Raw genomic sequence first — 22,381 nt, forward strand, 5'->3', positions numbered from 1 at the left:
GGGAAGCGGAGGCCGCGCTTACTGGCTCGACTCCGACGCCGCGCCGCGATCGCTGCCATACCCGGCACTCTGCTCGCGGGCGATCTTCGCTTCGGCGGAAACGATGCTGGCCGGATAGAACCAGTCGCTCGGCTGGAAGCCGGCTTGCTTGAGCGCTTTCACTTCGGCGTGGACCTGCGCGCGCGTGAGCGGCGGGTTCGTCTGCGCGTGCGCGGCGAGCGGGGCCGATACGGCCAGGGCGATGGCAACTGCATGAATCAGGCGCTTCATGATCGGGACCTCCATGTTTCCGACGGGGCGGCCGGCCTTCGTTCGACGAAGCGGCTGCGGTTGAAAGCAGTGTAGGCCCGGCGACGCGCGGGAAAAATGCGATCGCTCCCAACGCAGTGTTCTGCTGTTGGTAACAATGGGAGCGGGAGCGACGGTGCCGGATGGCGGCGCGAGGCGGGTGCCGAGGCGTGCCGGCCGCGTCGATGCGGCCGGCCGAGGTGCGGCGGCGTGCGGAACGCCGCCCGACGCACAGCGTTACACGAGGCCCGTCGTGTAGTACACGGCGATCACGAAGAACACCGCGAGCGTCTTGATGATGGTGACCGCAAAGATGTCGCGATACGACTGGCGGTGCGTGAGGCCCGTGACCGCGAGCAGCGTGATGACCGCGCCGTTGTGCGGCAGCGTGTCCATGCCGCCGCTGGCCATCGCGACGACCCGGTGCAGCACGTCCAGCGGAATGTTGGCCGCCTGGGCGCCCTTGATGAACAGGTCCGACATCGCGGCGAGCGCGATGCTCATGCCGCCCGACGCCGAACCGGTGATGCCGGCGAGCGAGCTGACCGATACGGCCGCGTTCACGAGCGGGTTCGGAATGCTCTTCAGCGCGTCGCTGACGACGAGGAAGCCCGGCAGCGCGGCGATCACGCCGCCGAAACCGTATTCCGACGCGGTGTTCATCGCAGCGAGCAGTGCGCCGGCGACGGCGGCCTTCGAACCGTCCGCGAAGCGGCCGCTCACGCGCTTGAACGCGGTCAGGATGACCAGCACGATACCGAGCAGCAGCGCGGCCTCGACCGACCAGATCGCGACGACCGTCTTGATCGACGTCGTGACCGGCGCGTGCACGCCGGGCAGCACATCCGGCGCGACCGTGTACGACGCGGCGCCGTACCACTGCGGGATCAGCTTCGTGAACGCGAAGTTCGACACGCCGACGAGAATCAGCGGCAGGATCGCCAGCGCCGGATGCGGGAGCGACTTCGCTTCGACGCGTTCCGGTTCGTTGACGAGCGACGTGCCGTAGCCTTCGCCCTTCGCCATCGCGGAACGGCGGCGCCATTCCAGGTACGTGAGGCCGACGACGACGATGAACAGCGAGCCGATCGTGCCGAGCACCGGCGCGGCCCACGCAGTCGTCTTGAAGAACGTGGTCGGGATGATGTTCTGGATCTGCGGCGTGCCCGGCAGCGAGTCCATCGTGAAAGAGAACGCGCCGAGCGCGATCGCGCCGGGCATCAATCGTTTCGGAATGTTGCTCTGGCGATAGAGTTCGGCCGCGAACGGATACACCGCGAACACCACGACGAACAGCGACACGCCGCCATAGGTGAGCAGCGCGCACACCGCGACGATCACCGCGTTCGCACGCGAGCGGCCGATGTAGCGGATCGCCGCATGGACGATCGACTCGGAGAACCCGGACAGTTCGATCACCTTGCCGAACACGGCACCGAGCATGAACACCGGGAAATAGAGTTTGACGAAGCCGACCATCTTCTCCATGAAGATGCCGGAGAAGACCGGTGCGACGGCGGCGGGGTCGGTCAGCAGGACCGCGCCGAGCGCGGCGATCGGCGCGAACAGGATCACGCTGTAGCCGCGATACGCGGCGAACATCAGGAACGCCAGCGCGGCGAGGACGATCACGAAAGACAAGGGAGTCTCCTAATTGCTTGGAATGGCTTTGGTTGTTGTTCGATCGCGGGACGCGCCGCAGACCGGGACGGGTTCGTGCAGGTTTCGTGCCATCGGCCGGAGTGCGCCGCCGGACATGGGTCCGGCGCAGGCCGGCGGGCCCGCGCCGGCCAATGTCTGAAGATTCTACATAAAACGTCTCGATCCGGAGACGAGCTGGCCGTCCGGACAACCCGTCGAATCGGCAAGGGCTTTCCCTGACAAGGCATTCCGGCATATCTCTGAAATGAGATACTTCGTCTCGTTCCGGAGACATCCGGCCAAGCATATGCGGAGACGACGACACGATGATGAACGACTGGGTCCGCCTGCCCGTCAATTACGGCGACGTGCTGCGGCGCGCCGCCGAGTCGCTGTTTCGTACGTTCGAGGATTCGAGTGCGGGCACGGTGGTCGTCGATCGCGACGCGCGCGTCGTGTGGATGAACGAGCGTTATGCGGCACGTTTCGGATTCGCCGATCCGCAGCAGGCGGTCGGCCTCGACTGCGAGGCGGTGATTCCGAACAGCCTGATGCGCGAGGTCGTGTCGAGCGGACAGCCCATCCTGCTCGACATCATGGAGACGGGCCGCGAGCCGCTCGTCGTCACGCGCCTGCCGTTGAAGAACGAGGCGGGCGAGACGGTCGGCGCGATCGGCTTCGCGCTGTTCGACCAGTTGAAGACGCTCACGCCGATCTTTTCCCGCTACGCGCAGCTTCAGCAGCAGCTGATCGCGACGCAGCGGTCGCTCGCACAGGCGCGCCGAGCGAAATACACGTTCGCGAGCTTCGTCGGCACGAGCGCCGCGAGCCTCGAAACCAAGCGGCAGGCGCGGCGCGCGGCGCAGGTCGATTCGCCGGTGCTGCTGCTCGGCGAGACGGGCACCGGCAAGGAACTGCTCGCGCATGCGATCCACGCGGCGTCGGCGCGCGCGCTCCAGCCGCTCGTGACCGTCAACGTCGCGGCGATTCCCGACACGCTGCTCGAAACCGAATTCTTCGGCGCGGCGCCGGGTGCGTATACCGGCGCCGATCGGAAAGGGCGCGTCGGCAAGTTCGAGCTGGCCGATCGCGGCACGCTTTTTCTCGACGAGATCGGCGACATGCCGCTGCCGCTGCAAGGCAAGCTGCTGCGTGTGTTGCAGGACAAGGAGTTCGAGCCGGTCGGCTCGAACCGGATCGTGCGCGCGGATGTGCGGATCATCGCCGCGACATCGGCCGACCTGCCCGCGCTGGTCGAGGCCGGGCGCTTTCGCGCGGATCTCTATTACCGGCTCAACGTGTTGACGATTCACGCGCCGCCGCTGCGCGAGCGCGCGTCCGACATCGCGGCGCTCGTCTACGCGACGCTGGAAGAACTGGCCGCACAGCACGGCCGCGCCGCACACTGCGAACTGACCGACGATGCGCTGCGGGTGCTGTGCGCGTATCCGTGGCCGGGCAATGTGCGCGAGCTGCGCAACACGCTCGAGCGTGCGCTGATGCTGTCGGATCGCTCGGTGATCGACGCGCGTGCGCTCGCGCCGTTCCTCGGGCCGGTGCGCGTGGCGCCCGACAGTGCGCCGGCGGGCACGCGGGTTGCCCCGTCGCCGGCCGGCCGGGATACCGGCGACGCATCGGCTTCGCCCGGTGCGCCGGTCGTTTCGTATACCGATGCATTGGCCGCGTGGGAGCGCCAGTTCCTGATCGATGCGCTGGCCGCTTGCGACGGCAAGGTGGTGGAAGCGGCCGCGCGGATCGGCATCGGTCGGGCGACGCTCTACAAGAAACTGGCGGCGCTGGGAATCGACCGATGGCACGCGGCGGCGGATGCGCGCGGACATGATGAGCGGCACCGGTGAAGTGCCCGACAGGAGACAACGATGAAGCGAATCGCCATCGCCGGATGGCTGACCATACTGGCGGCGACGTCCTCGTTCGCGCAGTCGAGTGACGCGGATGCGCCTGCGGCACGGCGCAACTGGTACAACGATCCATTCGTCGTGCTGTCGCGGGATTTCGCCGAATGCCCGCTGCCGCTCGGCCCGTGGATGACGCGCGCCGAGATGGAAGACGATGCGCACTACCGGGTCGAGCGCGGGACCACCTGCTGGCTCGCCCACCGCTGCACGAAACCGAATTCGTATATGTATGACGCGCCGATCGCCGCGGCGGCCAAAGCGCATTTCGCGGGCACCGATCGTCTGCACGGTACGAGCCTGTGGATCACCGTGCAGCGGCGCTTCATTTACGTCGAAGGGTGTGCCGATCCGGCATTCGATCGGCAGGCGCTCGCGCGCGAACTCGGCGCGCTTCCCGACGTCGAGCAGGTATTCGTTCGCATCACCGACGATCCGCGCCGGGCCGTGCCGTACAAGACACGCGGACGCCCCGGGCGGACACCTGACTGAACGCGGTGCGACGGTGCATGGCATACTCGCGACATTCAAAAATAGGTTGACGGAAACAACAATGAAACACATGCTTGCGGCGGTCTGTCGGTGGCCTCGAACGCATTGGTGTCGGGCCGGATTGTTGGCCCTTGTTGCGGGGCTCGGCGGGTGCGGCGGCGGGGCGCCACTGTTTACTTCGGACGGACGCCCCACTACGCAGGTGCAGTGCACCGGCGGCGACTGGAGCAATTGCACGGACAACGCCCGAGCCCTCTGCAATGGGGAATTCGATGTCATCCAGCGATCGACCGATGACGCCGTGCGAAATCTTCTCTTCGCATGCAAGAAGAAAAGCGGTTATTGATCCCGTCACGACCGGCTGAGGAAATCATGATCGGGTGAAGCGCTTTTCTATTCGCTTGGAGTCGGCTATTTTTCATGAATAACACTCACGGAGTCCCATCCATATGGCGACCTACAGGCAACTGACTGCGCAGCTCGAAAAACTTCAGCAAAAGATCGACAAGGAACGCGAAAAGGCGATTGCCGATGCGATTGCCGCCATTCGGGCGAAAATCGAGGAGTTCGACATTACGGCGGAGGAGCTCGGTTTTCTTCCGATGGGCGCCGCCGCTGCCGCGAAGCCGAAGCGTCCGTTGCCGCCGAAGTACCTGAACCCGAAGACGGGCGAAACGTGGAGCGGCCGCGGGCGTGCGCCGGCGTGGCTCGGCAAGAACCGCGCGCGTTTCCTGATCAAGGACTGACTCCCGAAAATCCTCACCTTTCGTGCGTTGACTGACGGTGCGAACGGCCATGCGGCCGTCGCACCGTTTTGTTTTTGGGTCGCCGCGATGCGATTCGGGGCCGCGAATTGAACGGCAATGCCGCGCGATTAACGGACACCTTTTTGCGAATTCGCTGCGATTCGCGCGGATATCGCCGCGAATTCCGGTAAACAACCGCGCAATGACGCGGCATGCGCGCATTGGCGTGCTCGATCTTCGCGGTGCTGGCGTACGGCCGATTGCCTTCACCTCTCGCGTATTGACACGCTGCGCCGTGCTATTCCCGAACTTGCTCACCATGGCTCCTGTAAATCCTCACCTTTGAAGTGGCGACCGGGATGACCGCCTCGTGTCGCCTTCGTCCGTTGCATCGTGCGAAGGCGTCGGTGACAGGCGCATGTTGCGGGCATTGATGCGCATCGCACAGTCGGCCGTTCGGCATATAGGCAGCCGCATCGGGTTCGCCTATGCTTGGAGTTCGCGTCGGCCGGCACATTGCTATCTGTTCCGTGTGCCGGTCGGATCGTCGTTCGTTACCGCAGGGAGCCGATGTGACCGTCCGCCATCTCGATGCATTGTTCCAGCCCAGATCCGTCGCCGTTGTCGGTGCATCGTCGCGCGCCGGCAGTATCGGTGCGATGGTGTGGGCGCGCGTGCTCGACGGTGCGTTCGACGGGCCCGTGTGGCCCGTCAATCCGAAGTACCGCGAGCTGAACGGGCACGCGGTCGTGACCGATGTCGATCGGCTTCCCGCGCCGCCATCGGTCGCGGTGATCTGCACGCCGCCTGCCACGTGGGCCGGCATCGTGCGCAAGCTCGGCGAGCTCGGCACGCGCGTCGCGGTGATCGTCGGCGAAGCGCGCACCGACGCCGATCGCGCGGCACTCGATCGCACGCTCAAGGCCGCGAAGCCGTTCGTGCTCCGTATCGTCGGGCCCGGCAGTCTCGGCGTGCTGTCGCCCGCGCGGCATGCGCATTTCGGCGCGCCAGCCTATACGGCGCGATCGGGCGGCGTCGCCTGGGTATCGCAATCGAATGCGCTGACGAACGCGGTACTGGGCTGGGCCGATGCGCGAGGCCTCGGCTTTTCGCATGTCGTCGCGCTGGGCAGCGAGGCCGACGTCGATGCGGGCGACGTGCTCGACTACCTCGCCAGCGATCCCGGCACGCGCGCGATCCTGCTCGAGCTCGACACCGTATGCGCCGCGCGCAAGTTCATGTCGGCAGCGCGCGCGGCGGCGCGCAACAAGCCGGTCCTCGCGCTGCGCACCGGGCGCGCCGATCCCGGCGATGCGCTTTACACGGCGGCGTTCCAGCGTGCGGGGATGGTGCGCGTCGATGCGCTCGACGATCTGCTCGACGAGATCGAGACGCTCGGCGTCGGTCGCGTCACCGCGCGTGGCGCGGCGACGCTCGTGACGAGCGACGCGGGCGTCGCGAAGCTTGCGGGCGATGCGGTCGCGGAGGTGCGCGACGTGCTGGCCGACTGGCCGGCAGCGGCGACGTCGGCGGTAGCGGCCGCATTGCCGCATCTCGCCGGGCCGGGCAATCCGCTGATGCTCGGCGACGATGCGCGTCCCGAGCATTTCGGCGCCGCCGTCAAGGCGCTGGCGCCGTTTCCGCAAACGGGCGCGCTGTTCGTCGTGCATTCGACGTCCCACAGCGCGCCGGCCGATGCGGTCGCGCGCACGCTGATCGAATCGCGGCAATACGCATACCGCGGCATCCTCGCGTGCTTCTTCGGTGCAGTTGACGCGGCGACGCGCGACGCCCTGCACGCGAACGGGATCCCGGTGTACACCACGCCGCAGCGGCTTGCACGCGCATACGCGCGGCTGGTCGACTACAACCTCGGGCGGCAGTTGCTGATGCAGACGCCCGAGGGCACGCCGCTGCAGCCGCTCGAGTGCGTCGCGTCCGCACAGGCCGAGGCCCGCCGGATGGTCGAGGCCGGCGAGCATGAACTGTCCGGCGATGCAGCGCTGCGCTGGCTCGCTCACTTCGGGATGCACGGTGAGCCGGCCGACGCGTCGGCGGCCGCCAGGGTCGTCGACATCACGGTCGACATGTACGACGATTCGAACTTCGGTCCGGTGTTCCGCTATGCCGTGCCGCCGGCGGACGGCGTATCGGCGCCATTCATCGTGTACGGGCTGCCGCCGCTGAATACGGTGCTCGCCCGCGCGGTAATGGAGCGCTCGCCCTACGCGCGCCGGGCGCCCGTCGAACCCACGCTCGATGCGCTGACGGCGCTGTCGCAGGTCGTTTGCGACGTGCGCGAGGTCGTCGCGATGTCGATCACGCTGCGCGTGCTGTCCGACCGCGCATACATCATCGCGCCGCGCCTCACGCTGGCGGCGGGGCGCGGCCGGCTCGCGATCATGCCGTATCCGCGTCATCTCGAGCAGACGCTCGAATGGCGCGGCGAGACCGTGACGATCCGTCCGATCCGTCCGGAAGACGAGGAGGCGCACAACGAATTGCTCGGCGCGATGACACCGGACGATCTGCGAATGCGGTTCTTCGGTGCGGTGCGCAGCTTCGATCATTCGCAAGTCGCGCGCATGACGCAGATCGACTACGACCGTGAGATGGCTTTCATCGTGTCGTTTACCGACGTGTCGGGTCGGTCGCACACGCTCGCGGTGGCGCGCGCGGTCGCCGATCCCGACAACGAGACGGCCGAGTTCGCGATTGCCGTGCGGCCCGATCAGAAGGGTAAGGGCCTGGGGCGCCTGATGATGACCCGCATCATCGACTACGCGCGGTCGCGCGGCACCGGATGGATGATCGGCGAGGCGCTGCGCGAGAACACCGCGATGATTTCGCTGGCGAGGTCATGCGGTTTCGCGGTGTCGACGACGGAGGAGCCCGGCGTGGTCGGGTTCAGGATGAAGCTGCAATCGTAGTCGGATGGGCGACGGTGCGCGAACGTGCGGCGGTATCGTGCGCTGTCGACGCGGAACACATGATGTGACGTGACGCATGGCCGCGGCTGCGCGGATTCCTCACGGTTCGCAATGCAGACCATTCGGCGTATTCGATCGAATCCGTGAAGCGATACGACGCTCCGTGACCAGCGAGGAAAGGCGCTAGCGTCGAGTCGGAGCATCCGCGGCGGGCGGTGCGAGCGGCGCGCGTCGATGGCCTTCGCATTTCACCGATTCGGGTTGCGTGGCGCGGCGTGCTGACACCCGCATTTGCATCCGCAGCATCAGAAACAGAACAAAGGTGAGATTTTTCGGGAGCCGCGAGTGAGCTTTTCCGGGAGCGGCTGGGTGAGCCGATACGGGAGCACTGGGTGAGCCTTCCCGGGAACGGCCGGTGAGCCCTTGCGGGAAACCCCGGTGAGCCTTTCCGGGAAAGGGCGGTGAGCGTCTGCGGGAGGTGTCGGTGAGGACGTTCGGGAGCGCGCGGTGAGCGTGTTCGGGAGCGCTAGGTGAGCCTTTCCGGGACGCCCAGGTGAGCGCTTACGGGACGCTTCGGTGAGACTTTTCGGGAGCCTGGGAACGGAGGGCTCCACCAGGCGCGGCGCCAGCCTTTGCCGGCATCCGCGCCGGTGCGGGCACGCATGAACCGTGCCCGCGGCAGTGTTTACGCGGCGAGTTTCGACGCCGCGTCGTTCACCTGATCACGCGAAATCGCGAGTTCCTCGAGGTGCGCGTCCGCATAAACGCCACCGGTTTCGCGCTCGAGGCGGGCGATGGTCAGCGCGCAACGCGCGGTGTCCTTCGGCATCGCGATGAAGCGCTTGACCGATTCGCCGGACGTAAACGCGTCGAACAGCGCGCCGCGCACGTCGTCCGGAAGCGTCTTGGTCCATTGGTACGGCTTGCCGTTGAACGTGATCGACGGCGGCAGCGTGCGATCCTTCTTGGTGGCCGTGATGAGGCCGTAGGTGCGCGCGGCGTCGCCGATCTGCTCGGGCGAGAAGAGTTCGTCGGGCGTGATGCCGAACTGCTCGATGTAGTTCTCGATCGCCAGCATCGCTGCGGCACGATCGTCGCGCTTCTTCTGGGCGCGCGCGACGATGTCGCGCAGCTCGTCCGCTTCCTCGGCGGTGATCGTGAAGCTCGCCTGCTTCTGCTGAAGTTCGGAGAAACGCTGGAATTCTTGATCGTTCAGAAGTTTGGCCATGACATCCATCGGACACGACGGCCGCAACAACCGGCCGCCGTAGTTTTTGAGAGGGCCGCTATTCTAGCGTAGCGCCGGGCGTGCGGCGCTCGCACATTCAGCCGATTTCCACGCGGCACATCGACAACTGGCCAGCCGTATCGCGCAGTCCTGCAACGGCCACATCGACGGACGGCGTCGTGTGCGCGTCGATCCGGCGCATGTACGGACAGGTCAACACCGCGATCGCCTGGCCGGACGGGCCGAGGATCGGCGCGCTGAGGTCGGTGACGCCGTACGCCTGGCGGCTGTCCTGGCGCACGTAGCCGGCCTGCCGGATCGACTGGCACGCGTAGGCGAGTTCCTGTTCGTTGATCGGCGTTTCGCCCTTGACCTTGCGATGCTCGGCCAGCATGTGCGCACGCTGTTCGGAACCCTGGAACGACAGCATCACCCGCCCCGATGCGGTGTCGGCCAGCCCGACGCGCGAGCCGAGCCGAACTGACACGCCCCACGCGCCGGGGCCGTCGACCTGCGCGATCACGAGCAGGTTGCCGCGATCGTAGACGCTCAGGTGGCACGACTGCTCGGCGGCGTCGGCGAAGCGCTGCATCAGCGGCAACGCTTCGGCGATCAGCCGGTTCATCGGCGGATGCCGGTGCGCGAGTGCGAACAGTTTCAGGCTGAGCGTGTAGCGGTCGCCGCCGCTCGAGCGCATCACATAGCGGCGCGCAACGAGACGTTCGAGCATCCGGTAGATCTCGCTCGCATTGCGTCCGAGCTCCTTCGTGATTTCGGTGCGGGTGAGCCCTTCCTTTTGTTCCGACAGGAGTTCGAGGATGTCGAGCCCCTTGTCGAGCGCGGGCGCGCGATAGCGGTCGGCTGCACCCGTCGACTCCCGTGCGTCGCTGCCGGGGAGCGGATCATTGGTCGTTTGCATCATGAGTAGGAAGTCCGGGAATTGCCAATCGGTGGTCGACGCACGCTGGCCGGCTTTACACGCGGGATTCGAGAAGCCCGCATGCGGTCCTGACCACCGTCCGCGCGAGCTTAACAACAAACTTTCAGTGTGCAATGCAGCGTGTTTTTACCGATCGTTACCGAACAAGAACGGATCAATCACGCTTTCCGATGACAGGGTCGCAACGAATATTGTGTATTCGTGCCCCGACGACAACGCACCGGCGCCTTGCGACACCCTGCTGTTCTCCACTCGCGCCCCGGATGCTGCGACGCAACACCCGCAGGCACACCAATAGTCGGTATCCGTCGCGCGCCATTTCACGGCGGGCCGCCGATGGTACAAAGAGCGGCGGGCCAGCGACGGCGCGGCCGCGCGTGAAGCCGGCCGGCGGCCGGCACATGCCGCGGATACCGGGCCGTCGTCGCCGATGCGCAGACCGGCGGCCGCCCGTTCGATGCGCGTCGCACTTCGGTGCGACGCCGCGATCGCTGCGCCCGCGCGAGCCTCGCGTGTCGAACGGTGTGCCGGATACGGCGCCGACGCGCGTCATCGACGATCGACATTCAGTCCGGCGCGTGGCCGCACGCGGCTGCGTCGGCCGGTTCCTGTCCCATTCGACAACAGAGGTTGAGCACGATGAAACTGCTTCGCTATGGCCCGTCCGGCCAGGAAAAGCCCGGTATTCTCGACGCGGACGGCCGGATTCGCGACCTGTCCGCGCACGTGCCGGATCTAGCTGGTGACGCGCTGTCCGACGCCGGTCTTGCGCGCCTGCGCGCGATCGACCCGGCCACGTTGCCGCTCGTGTCCGGCGAGCCGCGTATCGGCGCGTGCGTCGGGCGCGTCGGCAAATTCATCGGCATTGGCCTGAACTATGCCGATCACGCAGCCGAAGCCGGCATGCCGGTGCCGAAGGAGCCAGTGGTATTCGGCAAGTGGACGAGTTCGATCTGCGGTCCGAACGACGGCATCGACATTCCGAAGGGCTCCGTGAAGACGGACTGGGAAGTCGAGCTCGGTGTCGTGATCGGCACGACGTGCAAGGACGTCGACGAAGCGCGCGCGCTCGATTATGTCGCCGGCTATTGCGTCGTCAACGACGTGTCCGAGCGCGAGTGGCAGATCGAGCGTGGCGGCCAGTGGGACAAGGGCAAGGGCTTCGATACGTTCGGCCCGATCGGCCCGTGGCTCGTCACGCGCGACGAGGTGCCCGATCCCCAGCGCCTCGACCTGTGGCTCGAGATCGACGGCCACCGCTATCAGAACGGCAACACGCGCACGATGGTGTTTACCGTTGCGCAACTGGTCGCCTATCTGTCGACGTGCATGACGCTGCAACCGGGCGACGTGATCACGACCGGTACGCCGCCGGGCGTCGGGATGGGGATCAAGCCGTCGCCGGTGTTCCTGAAGGCCGGCCAGACGGTGCGTCTCGGGATCGACGGGCTCGGCGAGCAGCTGCAAAGCACGCGCAACGCGCAGTAAGCGCTTGCGCGCGCGTCGCAGGACGGTGCAACCGGCCGCCACGCCTCGCCACCCGCCGCGCGGTCCGATCGCATCGTTTAGTCGCCGGCGGCGACCGTCGCAAACTGAACACCGATGCAGCAAAGACAAGGGCCCGATTCCGCGCGATGCGGAACGGGCCCTTGTCGTTCATCCGCGTCCGTACGAAGCGGATCAGACGACGTTGTCCAGCTCGCAATGGGCTTCGAGCCGATACCCGTCGGGATCGACGACGAACGCCGCGTAATAGCCGGGGCCGTAGCGCTCGCGTTTGCCCGGCCCGCCGTTGTCGTGTCCGCCGTGCTCCAGCGCGGCCCGGTAGAACGCATCGACTTCCAGCGGCGACGCCGCGCGGAACGACACGTGCAGCCCCGACTCGGGATCGGCGACGACGGGGCGCGCCGCGTGCTGCAACCACAACACCGGTTCGCTGGCGCCGTAGCCGAGGGATCCGTCGTCGCTATACAGCCGCTTGTAGCCGAGCGCGCCGAGCGTGCTGTCGTAGAACGCGCGGCTGCGGTCGATGTTGGCAACGCCGAACGAAAGGTGATCGATCATCTTTGGCTCCTTGAACTGAAGAGGGATATCGGTGCGGCAAAGCTGTTTTAACCACCATGCCGGTTATGTTAGAAAGCGCTCGTGCGCTTGTCAACCGGCATGGTGGTTAGATACGATCGCGGCATGAACAAGACGCAACCTTCCGTCACGACGGACTGCCTGATTCCGGCGCCGTCCGACACGTTGAGCATCGATTTCGCGAACACGCTGTACTGGCGCGGTACCGACGCGCCGACCGAAACCTTCGGCACGCTGGACGACCTGTTCGCGTGGTGCCGCGAGCAGGCGGGCGTGCCGGCCGGCCTGGCCGACGCATGTCGCGCACCAGAGAAGAAACAGGATGACGAGCCGGCGATGCTCGCGCGCGCGCTCGCGTTGCGCGAGGCGCTGTACCGGCTCTTTCTTGCGCAAGCGGAGCGGCGCGAGCCGCACGCGGACGATCTCGCGTTGCTGGGCGGCTTTCTGGCGGAAGCGGCGCCGCGCGTCGCGCTCGCGCGGATCGACGGCGGCTATGCGTGGCGGATCGGGGGGGGCGCCGGCGCCGGGGCGGGCGCGACGCTCGGAGGGCTGTTGAGCCCGGTGCTGTGGTCGGCGACGGACCTGCTAGGCAGCGCGCGGCTCGCGAAGGTCAAGCGTTGTGCGAACGACGCCTGCCAGTGGCTGTTCATCGACGACAGCAAGAACGGCAGCCGTCGCTGGTGCTCGATGTCGTCGTGCGGCAATCGCGCGAAGGCGTATCGCCACTATCACAAGACCGATTGACGCCGACGCGGGTTCAGCGCGTCATGCCGCGGACGCACATCCCGCCCGAACCTATTTCGCCGAAAGCTTCCGCCACAGCGTCGTCTTGCTGATGCCCAGCATCGCACACGTGCGATCGCGGTCGCCGCCGCACGCATCGAGCACCGCGCGGATCTCGTCGGCTTCCGCGCGGCGGCGGCGTGCTTGCAGCGTCTGCGCGTCGTCGGGATCGGCGGCCTCGGGCGGTGTCGCGAACAACTCCGGCGCGATCGCCTGCAGCGCATCGGGCGCGAGCGCGACGCACGGGGCGCCGGGATCCTGCTCGTCGACTTCCTCGGCCAGTTCCACCGCGATCCGCTCGACCACGTTCTGCAGTTCCCGCACGTTGCCGGGCCAGCGGTAGCGGGCGAGCGTCGCCTGCGTCGCGCCGAACACGCGCATCGCATCACCGACCTCGCGCACGCGTTCGGCCAGCCGAGGCTCGCGCCGCGCGGCCTGCACGAGCAGCGTGGCCGCGAGCGCCGGAATGTCGGCCGCACGCTCGCGCAGCGGCGGCAGGCCGATGTTCAGGATGTTGAGCCGGTAATACAGATCCGCGCGGAACGTGCCGGCTTCGACGGCCGCGAGCAGCGGCCGGTGCGTCGCGGCGATCACGCGCACGTCGATGCGGATCGGCTCGGTCGACCCGAGGCGGATCACCTCGCGCTCCTGCAGCACGCGCAGCAGCCGGCTTTGCAGCGACGGCGGCATCTCGCCGATCTCGTCGAGAAACAGCGTGCCGCGGTGTGCAGCCTCGAACAGCCCGGTCTTGCCGCCGCGCCGCGCGCCGGTGAACGCGCCTTCCTCGTAACCGAACAGCTCGCTCTCGAGCAGCGCTTCCGGGAACGCGCCGCAGTTGATCGCGACGAACGGATAGCTGCGCCGCACGGACAGCGCGTGCAGGCTCTGCGCGATCATCTCCTTGCCGGTGCCGCTTTCGCCGAGCACGAGCACGGTGGCGTCGGATTTCGCGTAGCGGCGCACGAGGTCGCGCACGCGCGCCATCGGCGCGGACGCGCCGACCACGTCGTCGAGCGCGTAGCGCGCCGCGAACTGCTGCGTGTTCGGCTGCGAACGCAGCGCGCGGTCGAGCCGTTCGACCGCGCGCGATTCCTGGAAGGTCAGCACGCTGCCCGACGTGACGCCGCGATCGACGAGCGGCCCGCGATGCACGACGTAGCGCACGCCGCGCACCGTCGCGAGCGCGTCGCCGTCCTCGCCTCGCAGCGTGCGCAGCTCGGGCCGCAGGTCGACGAGCGCGCGGCCGACGGCCGCCGCGGGTTCGACCCCGAGCGCCGACGCGAGCCGCTCGTTGATCGCCTCGACGTGGCCGCGCGCGTCGAGCGCGACCACCCCGTCGCGCAGGTGCTGCAACAGGTTGTCGAGGCGCTGCCGGCGAAACGCCTCGGCATGCGTCGCGTACGCGACTTCGAGCGCCGTTTCGACCGCCTTGCGCACCGACGCGTGCGAATACAGGAACACCGCGCCCATGCCGGCACTCGCCGCGAGATCGGTGACGAGGCCGGGGCCGACGATCGTCTCGATGCCGCGGTCGTGCAGATCGAGCACGCAGGCTTCCGCTTCCTGAGCGGACTGATATGACGCAAACTGCACGTCGAGGCCGTAGGCGGCGACGAAGCGGCGCACCTCCGGCGGCGTCTCGCCGGCGCTGACAAGGGCGATCCGGGTGGCGTCGCGCCGTGCGCGCGCGAGCGCCTGCATCACGTCGAAGCCGGTCGGCGACACGACCACGACCGGCACCTGCGCACGCGTTTTCAGGAAGCCGCCGTTCGAGCCGGCCGCGACGATCACGTCGGGCCGCGCGGTGCCGGCTTCCGCGATCGCGCTCAGCGCGTCTTCATAGGCCCGCGTGACGATGCGCACGTCGGCGCGTTCGTCGAATTCGCCGGCGATCTCGCGAAACAGGTCGCGCAGGCGGCTGATGCCCATCGCCCAGATGCGCGGGCGCACCGTGCGGTCGGCCGGGCCGACGGGCTTGGTCGAGGAGAGGTCCATGGCGATCGATTATGCGCGCGCGATTTCATTTTTGAAACATGAAATTGCCGAAATGAAATCGCCGGACGATTCACCACTCGTGCCGGTTGCTTAAGAATCAGTGAGTTAGCAGTATTTCGCGAGCTGGCCCGGTCCTTGCTGTTAATGGTCATTCCTTCAGGAGGCCGTTCATGAGCAATACGCATCTTCAGAGCGCCGGCGCGAAATTCCGCGCGGCAGTCGCGGCCGAGCAGCCGCTGCAGGTGGTCGGCGCGATCACCGCGTACGCGGCCAAGATGGCGCAGGCCGTCGGCTTCAAGGCCGTCTACCTGTCGGGCGGCGGCGTCGCCGCGAATTCGCTCGGGATCCCCGATCTCGGCATCAGCACGATGGAAGACGTGCTGATCGACGCGACCCGGATCACCAACGCGACCGACCTGCCGCTGCTCGTCGACATCGATACGGGCTGGGGCGGCGCGTTCAACATCGCGCGCACGGTCCGCTCGTTCATCAATGCCGGTGTCGCGGCGGTTCACCTCGAGGACCAGGTCGGCCAGAAGCGCTGCGGCCACCGTCCGGGCAAGGAAGTCGTGCCGCTCGAGGAAATGGTCGATCGCGTGAAGGCCGCGGTCGATGCGCGCACCGACGACCAGTTCGTGATCATGGCCCGCACCGACGCGGCCGCCGCCGAAGGGATCGACGCCGCGATCGAGCGCGCGATCGCCTATGTGGAAGCCGGCGCCGACATGATCTTCCCGGAAGCGATGAAGACGCTCGACGATTACCGCCGCTTCAAGGCCGCCGTGAAGGTGCCGATCCTCGCGAACCTGACCGAATTCGGCTCGACGCCGCTGTTCACGGTCGACGAGCTGCGCGAGGCGAACGTCGACATCGCGCTGTACTGCTGCGGCGCGTATCGCGCGATGAACAAGGCCGCGCTGAATTTCTACGAGACGCTGCGCCGCGACGGCACGCAGAAGGCCGCCGTGCCGACCATGCAGACCCGCGCGGAGCTGTACGACTTCCTCGGCTATCACGAATACGAGCGCAAGCTCGACGAACTGTTCGCGCAGGGCAAGAAGTAACGCGGCCCGCGCGCCGGGACACGGTTCCCGGAACGCTTTGCACGCGACCGCACCGAGCGCCAAAGCGCTGAAGCGCCAACTGCGGTCGACCGCTTTGCATGGGACCGCACTAAGCGCTGAAGCGCCAAGTGCGGTCGACAGCTACCCAGATACCTATTGGAGAACGGAAACATGAGCGAGACGAAAGACGCAGCAGCACCGGCCGCCGCAGGCGCATTCAAGCCGAAGAAGTCGGTGGCGCTGTCGGGCGTGACGGCCGGCAACACGGCGCTCTGTACGGTCGGCAAGACCGGCAACGACCTGCACTACCGCGGCTACGACATTCTCGACGTCGCCGAGTCGTGCGAATTCGAGGAAATCGCGCACCTGCTCGTGCACGGCACGCTGCCGAACATGACCGAACTGGCCGCGTACAAGACCAGGCTGCGCGCGATGCGTGGCCTGCCGAACGCGCTGAAGGCCGTGCTCGAGCAGATCCCGGCATCGGCCCACCCGATGGACGTGATGCGCACCGGCGTGTCGGTGCTCGGCACCGTGCTGCCGGAGAAGGAAGACCACAACCTGCCGGGCGCGCGCGACATCGCCGACCGGCTGATGGCGTCGCTCGGCTCGATGCTGCTGTACTGGTATCACTTCTCGCACAACGGCAAGCGCATCGAGACGGAGACCGACGACGACTCGATCGGCGGCCACTTCCTGCACCTGCTGCACGGCAAGACGCCGTCGAAGTCGTGGGTCGACGCGATGCACACGTCGCTGATCCTGTACGCGGAGCACGAGTTCAACGCATCGACGTTCACCGGCCGCGTGATCGCGGGCACGGGCTCGGACATCTACTCGGCGATCACCGGCGCGATCGGCGCGCTGCGCGGGCCGAAGCACGGCGGCGCGAACGAAGTCGCGTACGAAATCCAGAGCCGCTACAGCTCGCCGGACGATGCCGAAGCCGACATCCGCCGCCGCGTCGAGAACAAGGAAGTCGTGATCGGCTTCGGCCATCCGGTCTACACGATCTCCGATCCGCGCAACAAGGTGATCAAGGGCGTCGCGCACAAGCTGTCGAAGGAAGCGGGCGACCTCAAGCTGTACAGCATTGCCGAGCGCCTCGAATCGGTGATGTGGGACGCGAAGAAGATGTTCCCGAACCTCGACTGGTTCAGCGCCGTGTCGTATCACATGATGGGCGTGCCGACCGCGATGTTCACGCCGCTGTTCGTGATTTCGCGCACGTCCGGCTGGAGCGCGCACATCATCGAGCAGCGCGTCGACAACAAGATCATCCGTCCGAGCGCGAACTACACGGGGCCGGAAGACCTGCAGTTCGTGCCGATCGAGAAGCGCTGATCCGCCAGCCGCGCGCCGGCCCCGCGCCACGGGCGCCGGCGCGCGCCGGACGTCATACCCCGATTTCCCGCCCCACATGATGAATACTGCCTACCGCAAACCCCTGCCCGGCACGTCGCTGGACTATTTCGACGCGCGTGCCGCGGTCGAAGCGATCGCGCCCGGCGCCTACGACACGCTGCCGTATACGTCGCGCGTGCTCGCCGAAAACCTCGTGCGCCGCTGCGATCCGGCGATCCTTGCCGATTCGCTCAAGCAGATCATCGAGCGCAAGCGCGACCGCGATTTCCCGTGGTTCCCGGCGCGCGTGGTGTGCCACGACATCCTCGGGCAGACGGCGCTCGTCGATCTCGCCGGCCTGCGCGACGCGATCGCCGACGGCGGTGGCGACCCCGCGAAGGTGAACCCGGTCGTGCCCGTGCAGTTGATCGTCGACCACTCGCTCGCCGTCGAGTGCGGCGGCTTCGATCCGGACGCGTTCGCGAAGAACCGCGCGATCGAGGATCGCCGCAACGAGGATCGCTTCCACTTCATCGAGTGGACGAAGAAGGCGTTCGAGAACGTCGACGTGATCCCGCCGGGCAACGGCATCATGCACCAGATCAACCTCGAGAAAATGTCGCCGGTGATCCAGGCGCAGGACGGCGTAGCGTTCCCGGACACCTGCGTCGGCACCGACAGCCACACGCCGCACGTCGATGCGCTCGGCGTGATCGCGATCGGCGTCGGCGGCCTGGAGGCGGAGAACGTGATGCTCGGCCGCGCATCGTGGATGCGCCTGCCCGACATCGTCGGCGTCGAGCTGACCGGCAAGCGCCAGCCCGGCATCACCGCGACCGACGTCGTGCTCGCGCTGACCGAGTTCCTGCGCAAGGAAAAGGTGGTCGGCGCGTATCTGGAATTCCGTGGCGAAGGCGCCGCGAGCCTCACGCTCGGCGACCGCGCGACGATCTCGAACATGGCGCCCGAATATGGCGCGACGGCCGCGATGTTCTTCATCGACGGCCAGACGACCGACTACCTGCGCCTCACCGGCCGCAGCGACGAGCAGGTGAAGCTGGTCGAGACCTACGCGAAGGCGGCGGGCCTGTGGGCCGATACGCTGGGCAACGTGCAATACGAGCGCACGCTGACGTTCGACCTGTCGAGCGTGGTGCGCAACATGGCCGGCCCGTCGAACCCGCACAAGCGGCTGCCGACGTCCGATCTCGCCGCACGCGGGATCGCCGGCCAGTGGGAAGAAAAGCCGGGCGAGATGCCCGACGGCGCGGTGATCATCGCCGCGATCACGAGTTGCACGAACACCAGCAACCCGCGCAACGTGATCGCCGCGGCGCTGCTCGCGCGCAACGCGAACGCGAAGGGCCTCACGCGCAAGCCGTGGGTGAAGAGCTCGCTCGCGCCGGGCTCGAAGGCGGTCGAGCTGTATCTGGAAGAAGCGAACCTGCTGCCGGAGCTGGAGAAGCTCGGCTTCGGCATCGTCGCGTTCGCGTGCACGACCTGCAACGGGATGTCGGGCGCGCTCGATCCGAAGATCCAGCAGGAGATCGTCGATCGCGACCTGTACGCGACCGCCGTGCTGTCCGGCAACCGCAACTTCGACGGCCGCATCCACCCGTATGCGAAGCAGGCGTTTCTCGCGTCGCCGCCGCTCGTCGTCGCGTATGCGATCGCCGGCACGATCCGCTTCGACATCGAGAAGGACGTGCTGGGCCACGACCGCGACGGCAAGCCCGTCACGCTGAAGGACATCTGGCCGACCGACGAGGAGATCGACGCGATCGTCGCGTCGAGCGTGAAGCCCGAGCAGTTCCGCAAGGTCTACGAACCGATGTTCGCGCGCACGGCCGATGCGGGCGAGCGTGCGGCGCCGCTGTACGACTGGCGCGCGCAGAGCACGTATATCCGTCGCCCGCCATACTGGGAAGGCGCGTTGGCCGGCGAGCGCACGCTCAAGGGCATGCGCCCGCTCGCGGTGCTCGGCGACAACATCACGACCGACCACCTGTCGCCGTCCAACGCGATCCTCGCGGACAGCGCGGCCGGCGAGTATCTCGCGAAGATGGGCCTGCCGGAAGAAGACTTCAACTCGTACGCGACGCACCGGGGAGACCACCTGACCGCGCAGCGCGCGACCTTCGCGAACCCGACGCTGATCAACGAGATGGCGGTCGTCGACGGCGCGGTGAAGAAGGGCTCGCTCGCGCGCGTCGAGCCGGAAGGCAAGGTCATGCGCATGTGGGAGGCGATCGAGACGTACATGAACCGCAAGCAGCCGCTGATCGTGATCGCCGGCGCCGACTACGGCCAGGGCTCGTCGCGCGACTGGGCCGCGAAGGGCGTGCGGCTCGCGGGCGTCGAGGTGATCGTCGCCGAAGGGTTCGAGCGGATCCACCGCACCAACCTGATCGGGATGGGCGTGCTGCCGCTCGAGTTCAAGCCGGGCACGAACCGCACCACGCTCGGCATCGACGGCACCGAGACCTTCGACGTTGTCGGCAAGCGCACGCCGCGCGCCGATCTCACGCTCGTGATTCACCGCAAGAGCGGCGAGCGTGTCGAGGTGCCGGTGACGTGCCGGCTCGATACGGCCGAGGAAGTGTCGATCTACGACGCGGGCGGCGTGCTGCAGCGCTTCGCGCAGGACTTCCTCGAATCGTCGCAGGCGGCTTGACCGGATCACACAGGGATAACGCAAACATGGCTCACATTCCGCAAATCAGGATTCCGGCGACCTACATCCGCGGCGGCACCAGCAAGGGCGTGTTCTTTCGGCTGCAGGACCTGCCGGATGCCGCGCAGACGCCGGGCGCCGCGCGCGACGCGCTGCTGCTGCGCGTGATCGGCAGCCCCGATCCGTACGGCAAGCAGATCGACGGGATGGGTGGCGCGACGTCGTCCACCAGCAAGACGGTGATCGTGTCGAAGAGCATGCGGCCCGGTCACGACGTCGACTACCTGTTCGGGCAGGTCGCGATCGACAAGGCGTTCGTCGACTGGACCGGCAACTGCGGCAACCTGTCGGCGGCGGTCGGCCCGTTCGCGATCGGCGGTGGCCTCGTCGATGCATCGCGCGTGCCGCGCGACGGCGTCGCGACCGTGCGGATCTGGCAGGCGAACATCGGCAAGACGATCGTCGCGCACGTGCCGATCACGAACGGCGCGGTGCAGGAGACGGGCGACTTCGAGCTGGACGGCGTCACGTTCCCGGCCGCCGAAGTGCAGCTCGAATTCATGAACCCGGCCGCCGAGGAAGAAGGCGCGGGCGGCTCGATGTTCCCGACCGGCAACCTCGTCGACGACCTGGCCGTGCCGGGCATCGGCACGCTGAAGGCGACCATGATCAACGCGGGGATTCCGACCATCTTCGTCGAGGCCGAAGCGATCGGCTATACGGGCACGGAGCTGCAGGACGCGATCAATGGCGACCCGAAGGCGCTCGAGAAGTTCGAGACGATCCGCGCGCACGGCGCGCTGCGCATGGGCCTGATCGACACGCTCGACGAGATCGCGACGCGCCAGCACACGCCGAAGGTCGCGTTCGTCGCGAAGCCGGCCGACTATGTCGCGTCGAGCGGCAAGCGCGTGAATGCGGGCGACGTCGACCTGCTGGTGCGGGCGATGTCGATGGGCAAGCTGCACCACGCGATGATGGGCACGGCGGCGGTCGCGATCGGCACGGCCGCGGCGATTCCCGGCACTCTGGTGAATCTCGCGGCGGGCGGCGGTGCGCGCAACGCGGTGCGCTTCGGGCATCCGTCGGGCACGCTGCGCGTCGGCGCGGAAGCGCAGCTCGAGAACGGCGAGTGGACCGTCACGAAGGCGATCATGAGCCGCAGCGCGCGTGTGCTGATGGAGGGGTGGGTGCGGGTGCCGGGTGATGCGTTCTGATCGTACCGGTCGTCGTTCCGACGGCAGCAAGGGCGGCTTCGGCCGCCCTTGTCGTTTCGGTCGGGTTCAGCCGTGCAGGAAGCGCTGCAGCGCTTCGTGGCTGATGCGGCGTGCGGCGGTCGACACGCGCGCATCGGGCACGATGTCGAAGCCGTGCACGCCGCCCGCGAAGACGTGCAGTTCGGTCGGCACGCCGGCGCGGATGAGCCGCTGCGCGTAGTCGATGTTCTCGTCGACGAACAGGTCGACCGCGCCGACCGCGATGAACGCAGGCGGCAACCCTTCCATTCGTTCCGCGCGGGCGGCGGCCGCATAGGGCGACACGCCGTCGATGCCCGACGCGTGGCCGAGCAGCGACGTCCATGCGAACCGGTTGTTGGCCGCATGCCAGACGAATTCGCCGGCATGCGGATGCGGCGCGCGCACGCAGGTGCGGTCGTCGAGCATCGGATACATCAGGTGCTGGAAGGCCAGCGGGTATTCGTCGCGGTCGCGCGCCAGCAGCGCCAGCGCGGCCGCTAGACCGCCGCCCGCGCTTTCGCCCATTACGCCGATGCGCGCCGGATCGATGCCGAGCGCGTCTGCGTGGCGGTAGGTCCAGGCAAGCGCCGCGTAGCAGTCGTCGATCGCGCCGGGAAACGGCGTCTCGGGCGCGAGGCGGTAGTCGATCGAGACCAGCGCGCACTCGAGCGCCTTCACCAGCGGGCGATGCACGGCTTCGAGATCCTTCGCGGCCCCACGCACGTAGCCGCCGCCGTGCATGTGCACGATCGCCGGCAGCGGGCGCGTCGCGTCGTCGGGAAGGTATACGCGAACCGGCACGTCGGGTGCACTGCCGGTGCGTGGCACGCGCCGATGCTGGAGCGTATTGCCGACCGTGTCGATCGGCGGCAGCGGCAGATGGCGTTCGCGATGCTGTGCGAGGTTGTCGGCGTCGAGCGTGACGGTGGGCCAGACGTCCAGCCAGGGACGGATGTCGGGATCGACGAGATGACGAGTATCCAAGAGGCGGCTCCGTGATGAAAACAGCGCAACGCGCGC

At 67.4% G+C, this 22,381-nt stretch carries 18 protein-coding genes; 11 read left to right on the forward strand and 7 right to left on the reverse strand.

Translation table 11 applies throughout. From position 1 onward, the window contains the following. Positions 1 to 18: 18 nt before the first annotated feature. Positions 19 to 270, reverse strand: a complete 252-nt coding sequence (locus tag FFI87_RS17435) for a DUF4148 domain-containing protein (RefSeq protein ID WP_012367060.1) — start codon at positions 268 to 270, stop codon at positions 19 to 21. Positions 271 to 525: 255 nt separating this feature from the next. Beyond that, positions 526 to 1,929: a GntP family permease gene (locus FFI87_RS17440; protein WP_011659798.1), complete on the reverse strand. Its 1,404-nt coding sequence runs from the start codon at positions 1,927 to 1,929 to the stop codon at positions 526 to 528. A gap of 326 nt (positions 1,930 to 2,255) precedes the next feature. Here FFI87_RS17440 and FFI87_RS17450 point away from each other — a divergent pair, with 326 nt between their 5' ends. The 5 genes from FFI87_RS17450 (at position 2,256) to FFI87_RS17470 (ending at position 8,013) form a co-directional block, all read left to right on the forward strand. Then, positions 2,256 to 3,788, forward strand: a complete 1,533-nt coding sequence (locus FFI87_RS17450) for a sigma-54 interaction domain-containing protein (RefSeq protein ID WP_138849694.1) — start codon at positions 2,256 to 2,258, stop codon at positions 3,786 to 3,788. A gap of 21 nt (positions 3,789 to 3,809) precedes the next feature. After that, the gene (locus FFI87_RS17455) at positions 3,810 to 4,337 is read left to right on the forward strand and encodes a hypothetical protein (RefSeq protein WP_012367058.1); all 528 of its coding nucleotides are present in this window, start codon (positions 3,810 to 3,812) and stop codon (positions 4,335 to 4,337) included. Between the two features lie 61 nt (positions 4,338 to 4,398). Further along, on the forward strand, positions 4,399 to 4,683 hold the full coding sequence (locus FFI87_RS34875) for a hypothetical protein (RefSeq protein ID WP_012367057.1): 285 nt from the start codon (positions 4,399 to 4,401) through the stop codon (positions 4,681 to 4,683). A 103-nt stretch (positions 4,684 to 4,786) separates the two neighbouring features. Beyond that, on the forward strand, positions 4,787 to 5,083 hold the full coding sequence (locus FFI87_RS17465; protein ID WP_011659794.1) for an H-NS family nucleoid-associated regulatory protein: 297 nt from the start codon (positions 4,787 to 4,789) through the stop codon (positions 5,081 to 5,083). Positions 5,084 to 5,655: 572 nt separating this feature from the next. Then, positions 5,656 to 8,013: a GNAT family N-acetyltransferase gene (locus FFI87_RS17470; RefSeq protein WP_138849693.1), complete on the forward strand. Its 2,358-nt coding sequence runs from the start codon at positions 5,656 to 5,658 to the stop codon at positions 8,011 to 8,013. 685 nt (positions 8,014 to 8,698) lie between these two features. Here the strand turns inward: FFI87_RS17470 and FFI87_RS17475 are convergent. After that, positions 8,699 to 9,250 carry a hypothetical protein gene (locus FFI87_RS17475; protein WP_138849692.1) on the reverse strand — a complete coding sequence of 184 codons (552 nt, stop codon included), beginning with the start codon at positions 9,248 to 9,250 and terminating at the stop codon, positions 8,699 to 8,701. 88 nt (positions 9,251 to 9,338) lie between these two features. Continuing rightward, positions 9,339 to 10,160, reverse strand: a complete 822-nt coding sequence (locus FFI87_RS17480; protein ID WP_041490218.1) for an IclR family transcriptional regulator — start codon at positions 10,158 to 10,160, stop codon at positions 9,339 to 9,341. Between the two features lie 660 nt (positions 10,161 to 10,820). On the opposite strand from FFI87_RS17480, the gene FFI87_RS17490 reads away from it, so the two are divergent. Beyond that, positions 10,821 to 11,669, forward strand: coding sequence for an ureidoglycolate lyase (locus FFI87_RS17490; RefSeq protein WP_138849691.1), 849 nt, complete (start codon positions 10,821 to 10,823; stop codon positions 11,667 to 11,669). A gap of 192 nt (positions 11,670 to 11,861) precedes the next feature. Here FFI87_RS17490 and FFI87_RS17495 read toward each other — a convergent pair whose 3' ends face one another. Further along, complete coding sequence (locus FFI87_RS17495; RefSeq protein ID WP_138849690.1) at positions 11,862 to 12,245, reverse strand: VOC family protein; 384 nt, start codon at positions 12,243 to 12,245, stop codon at positions 11,862 to 11,864. A gap of 99 nt (positions 12,246 to 12,344) precedes the next feature. On the opposite strand from FFI87_RS17495, the gene FFI87_RS17500 reads away from it, so the two are divergent. Continuing rightward, complete coding sequence (locus FFI87_RS17500) at positions 12,345 to 13,007, forward strand: CGNR zinc finger domain-containing protein (protein WP_012367052.1); 663 nt, start codon at positions 12,345 to 12,347, stop codon at positions 13,005 to 13,007. Between the two features lie 51 nt (positions 13,008 to 13,058). Here FFI87_RS17500 and prpR read toward each other — a convergent pair whose 3' ends face one another. Next, complete coding sequence (gene prpR, locus FFI87_RS17505) at positions 13,059 to 15,041, reverse strand: propionate catabolism operon regulatory protein PrpR (RefSeq protein ID WP_138849689.1); 1,983 nt, start codon at positions 15,039 to 15,041, stop codon at positions 13,059 to 13,061. Positions 15,042 to 15,211: 170 nt separating this feature from the next. On the opposite strand from prpR, the gene prpB reads away from it, so the two are divergent. From prpB to prpF, 4 genes are all read left to right on the forward strand, one after another. Continuing rightward, positions 15,212 to 16,105 carry a methylisocitrate lyase gene (prpB, locus tag FFI87_RS17510; RefSeq protein ID WP_012367050.1) on the forward strand — a complete coding sequence of 298 codons (894 nt, stop codon included), beginning with the start codon at positions 15,212 to 15,214 and terminating at the stop codon, positions 16,103 to 16,105. 171 nt (positions 16,106 to 16,276) lie between these two features. Further along, a complete protein-coding gene (gene prpC, locus FFI87_RS17515) occupies positions 16,277 to 17,449 on the forward strand; it encodes a 2-methylcitrate synthase (RefSeq protein WP_011659785.1) in 1,173 nt (390 codons plus the stop codon). A 79-nt stretch (positions 17,450 to 17,528) separates the two neighbouring features. Continuing rightward, positions 17,529 to 20,123: a Fe/S-dependent 2-methylisocitrate dehydratase AcnD gene (gene acnD / locus FFI87_RS17520; protein WP_138850241.1), complete on the forward strand. Its 2,595-nt coding sequence runs from the start codon at positions 17,529 to 17,531 to the stop codon at positions 20,121 to 20,123. A 26-nt stretch (positions 20,124 to 20,149) separates the two neighbouring features. Beyond that, positions 20,150 to 21,340, forward strand: coding sequence for a 2-methylaconitate cis-trans isomerase PrpF (prpF, locus tag FFI87_RS17525; RefSeq protein ID WP_138849688.1), 1,191 nt, complete (start codon positions 20,150 to 20,152; stop codon positions 21,338 to 21,340). 66 nt (positions 21,341 to 21,406) lie between these two features. Here the strand turns inward: prpF and FFI87_RS17530 are convergent, their stop codons facing one another. Continuing rightward, on the reverse strand, positions 21,407 to 22,345 hold the full coding sequence (locus FFI87_RS17530; RefSeq protein ID WP_138849687.1) for an alpha/beta hydrolase: 939 nt from the start codon (positions 22,343 to 22,345) through the stop codon (positions 21,407 to 21,409). Between the last annotated feature and the right edge of the window lie 36 nt (positions 22,346 to 22,381).

The sequence above is a fragment of the Burkholderia sp. KBS0801 genome (assembly GCF_005937855.2).
Lineage (GTDB): Bacteria > Pseudomonadota > Gammaproteobacteria > Burkholderiales > Burkholderiaceae > Burkholderia > Burkholderia ambifaria.

Bases quoted from the DNA above. Each gene is read 5' to 3' on its own strand.
- FFI87_RS17455 (WP_012367058.1), top strand. From the start codon at position 3,810: ATGAAGCGAATCGCCATCGCCGGATGGCTGACCATACTGGCGGCGACG.
- FFI87_RS34875 (WP_012367057.1), top strand. From the start codon at position 4,399: ATGAAACACATGCTTGCGGCGGTCTGTCGGTGGCCTCGAACGCATTGG.
- FFI87_RS17500 (WP_012367052.1), top strand. From the start codon at position 12,345: ATGGTGGTTAGATACGATCGCGGCATGAACAAGACGCAACCTTCCGTC.
- FFI87_RS17450 (WP_138849694.1), top strand. From the start codon at position 2,256: ATGATGAACGACTGGGTCCGCCTGCCCGTCAATTACGGCGACGTGCTG.
- acnD (WP_138850241.1), top strand. From the start codon at position 17,529: ATGAATACTGCCTACCGCAAACCCCTGCCCGGCACGTCGCTGGACTAT.
- FFI87_RS17465 (WP_011659794.1), top strand. From the start codon at position 4,787: ATGGCGACCTACAGGCAACTGACTGCGCAGCTCGAAAAACTTCAGCAA.
- FFI87_RS17480 (WP_041490218.1), bottom strand. From the start codon at position 10,160: ATGCAAACGACCAATGATCCGCTCCCCGGCAGCGACGCACGGGAGTCG.
- FFI87_RS17495 (WP_138849690.1), bottom strand. From the start codon at position 12,245: ATGATCGATCACCTTTCGTTCGGCGTTGCCAACATCGACCGCAGCCGC.
- FFI87_RS17435 (WP_012367060.1), bottom strand. From the start codon at position 270: ATGAAGCGCCTGATTCATGCAGTTGCCATCGCCCTGGCCGTATCGGCC.
- prpF (WP_138849688.1), top strand. From the start codon at position 20,150: ATGGCTCACATTCCGCAAATCAGGATTCCGGCGACCTACATCCGCGGC.
- FFI87_RS17490 (WP_138849691.1), top strand. From the start codon at position 10,821: ATGAAACTGCTTCGCTATGGCCCGTCCGGCCAGGAAAAGCCCGGTATT.
- FFI87_RS17475 (WP_138849692.1), bottom strand. From the start codon at position 9,250: ATGGATGTCATGGCCAAACTTCTGAACGATCAAGAATTCCAGCGTTTC.
- prpC (WP_011659785.1), top strand. From the start codon at position 16,277: ATGAGCGAGACGAAAGACGCAGCAGCACCGGCCGCCGCAGGCGCATTC.
- prpR (WP_138849689.1), bottom strand. From the start codon at position 15,041: ATGGACCTCTCCTCGACCAAGCCCGTCGGCCCGGCCGACCGCACGGTG.
- prpB (WP_012367050.1), top strand. From the start codon at position 15,212: ATGAGCAATACGCATCTTCAGAGCGCCGGCGCGAAATTCCGCGCGGCA.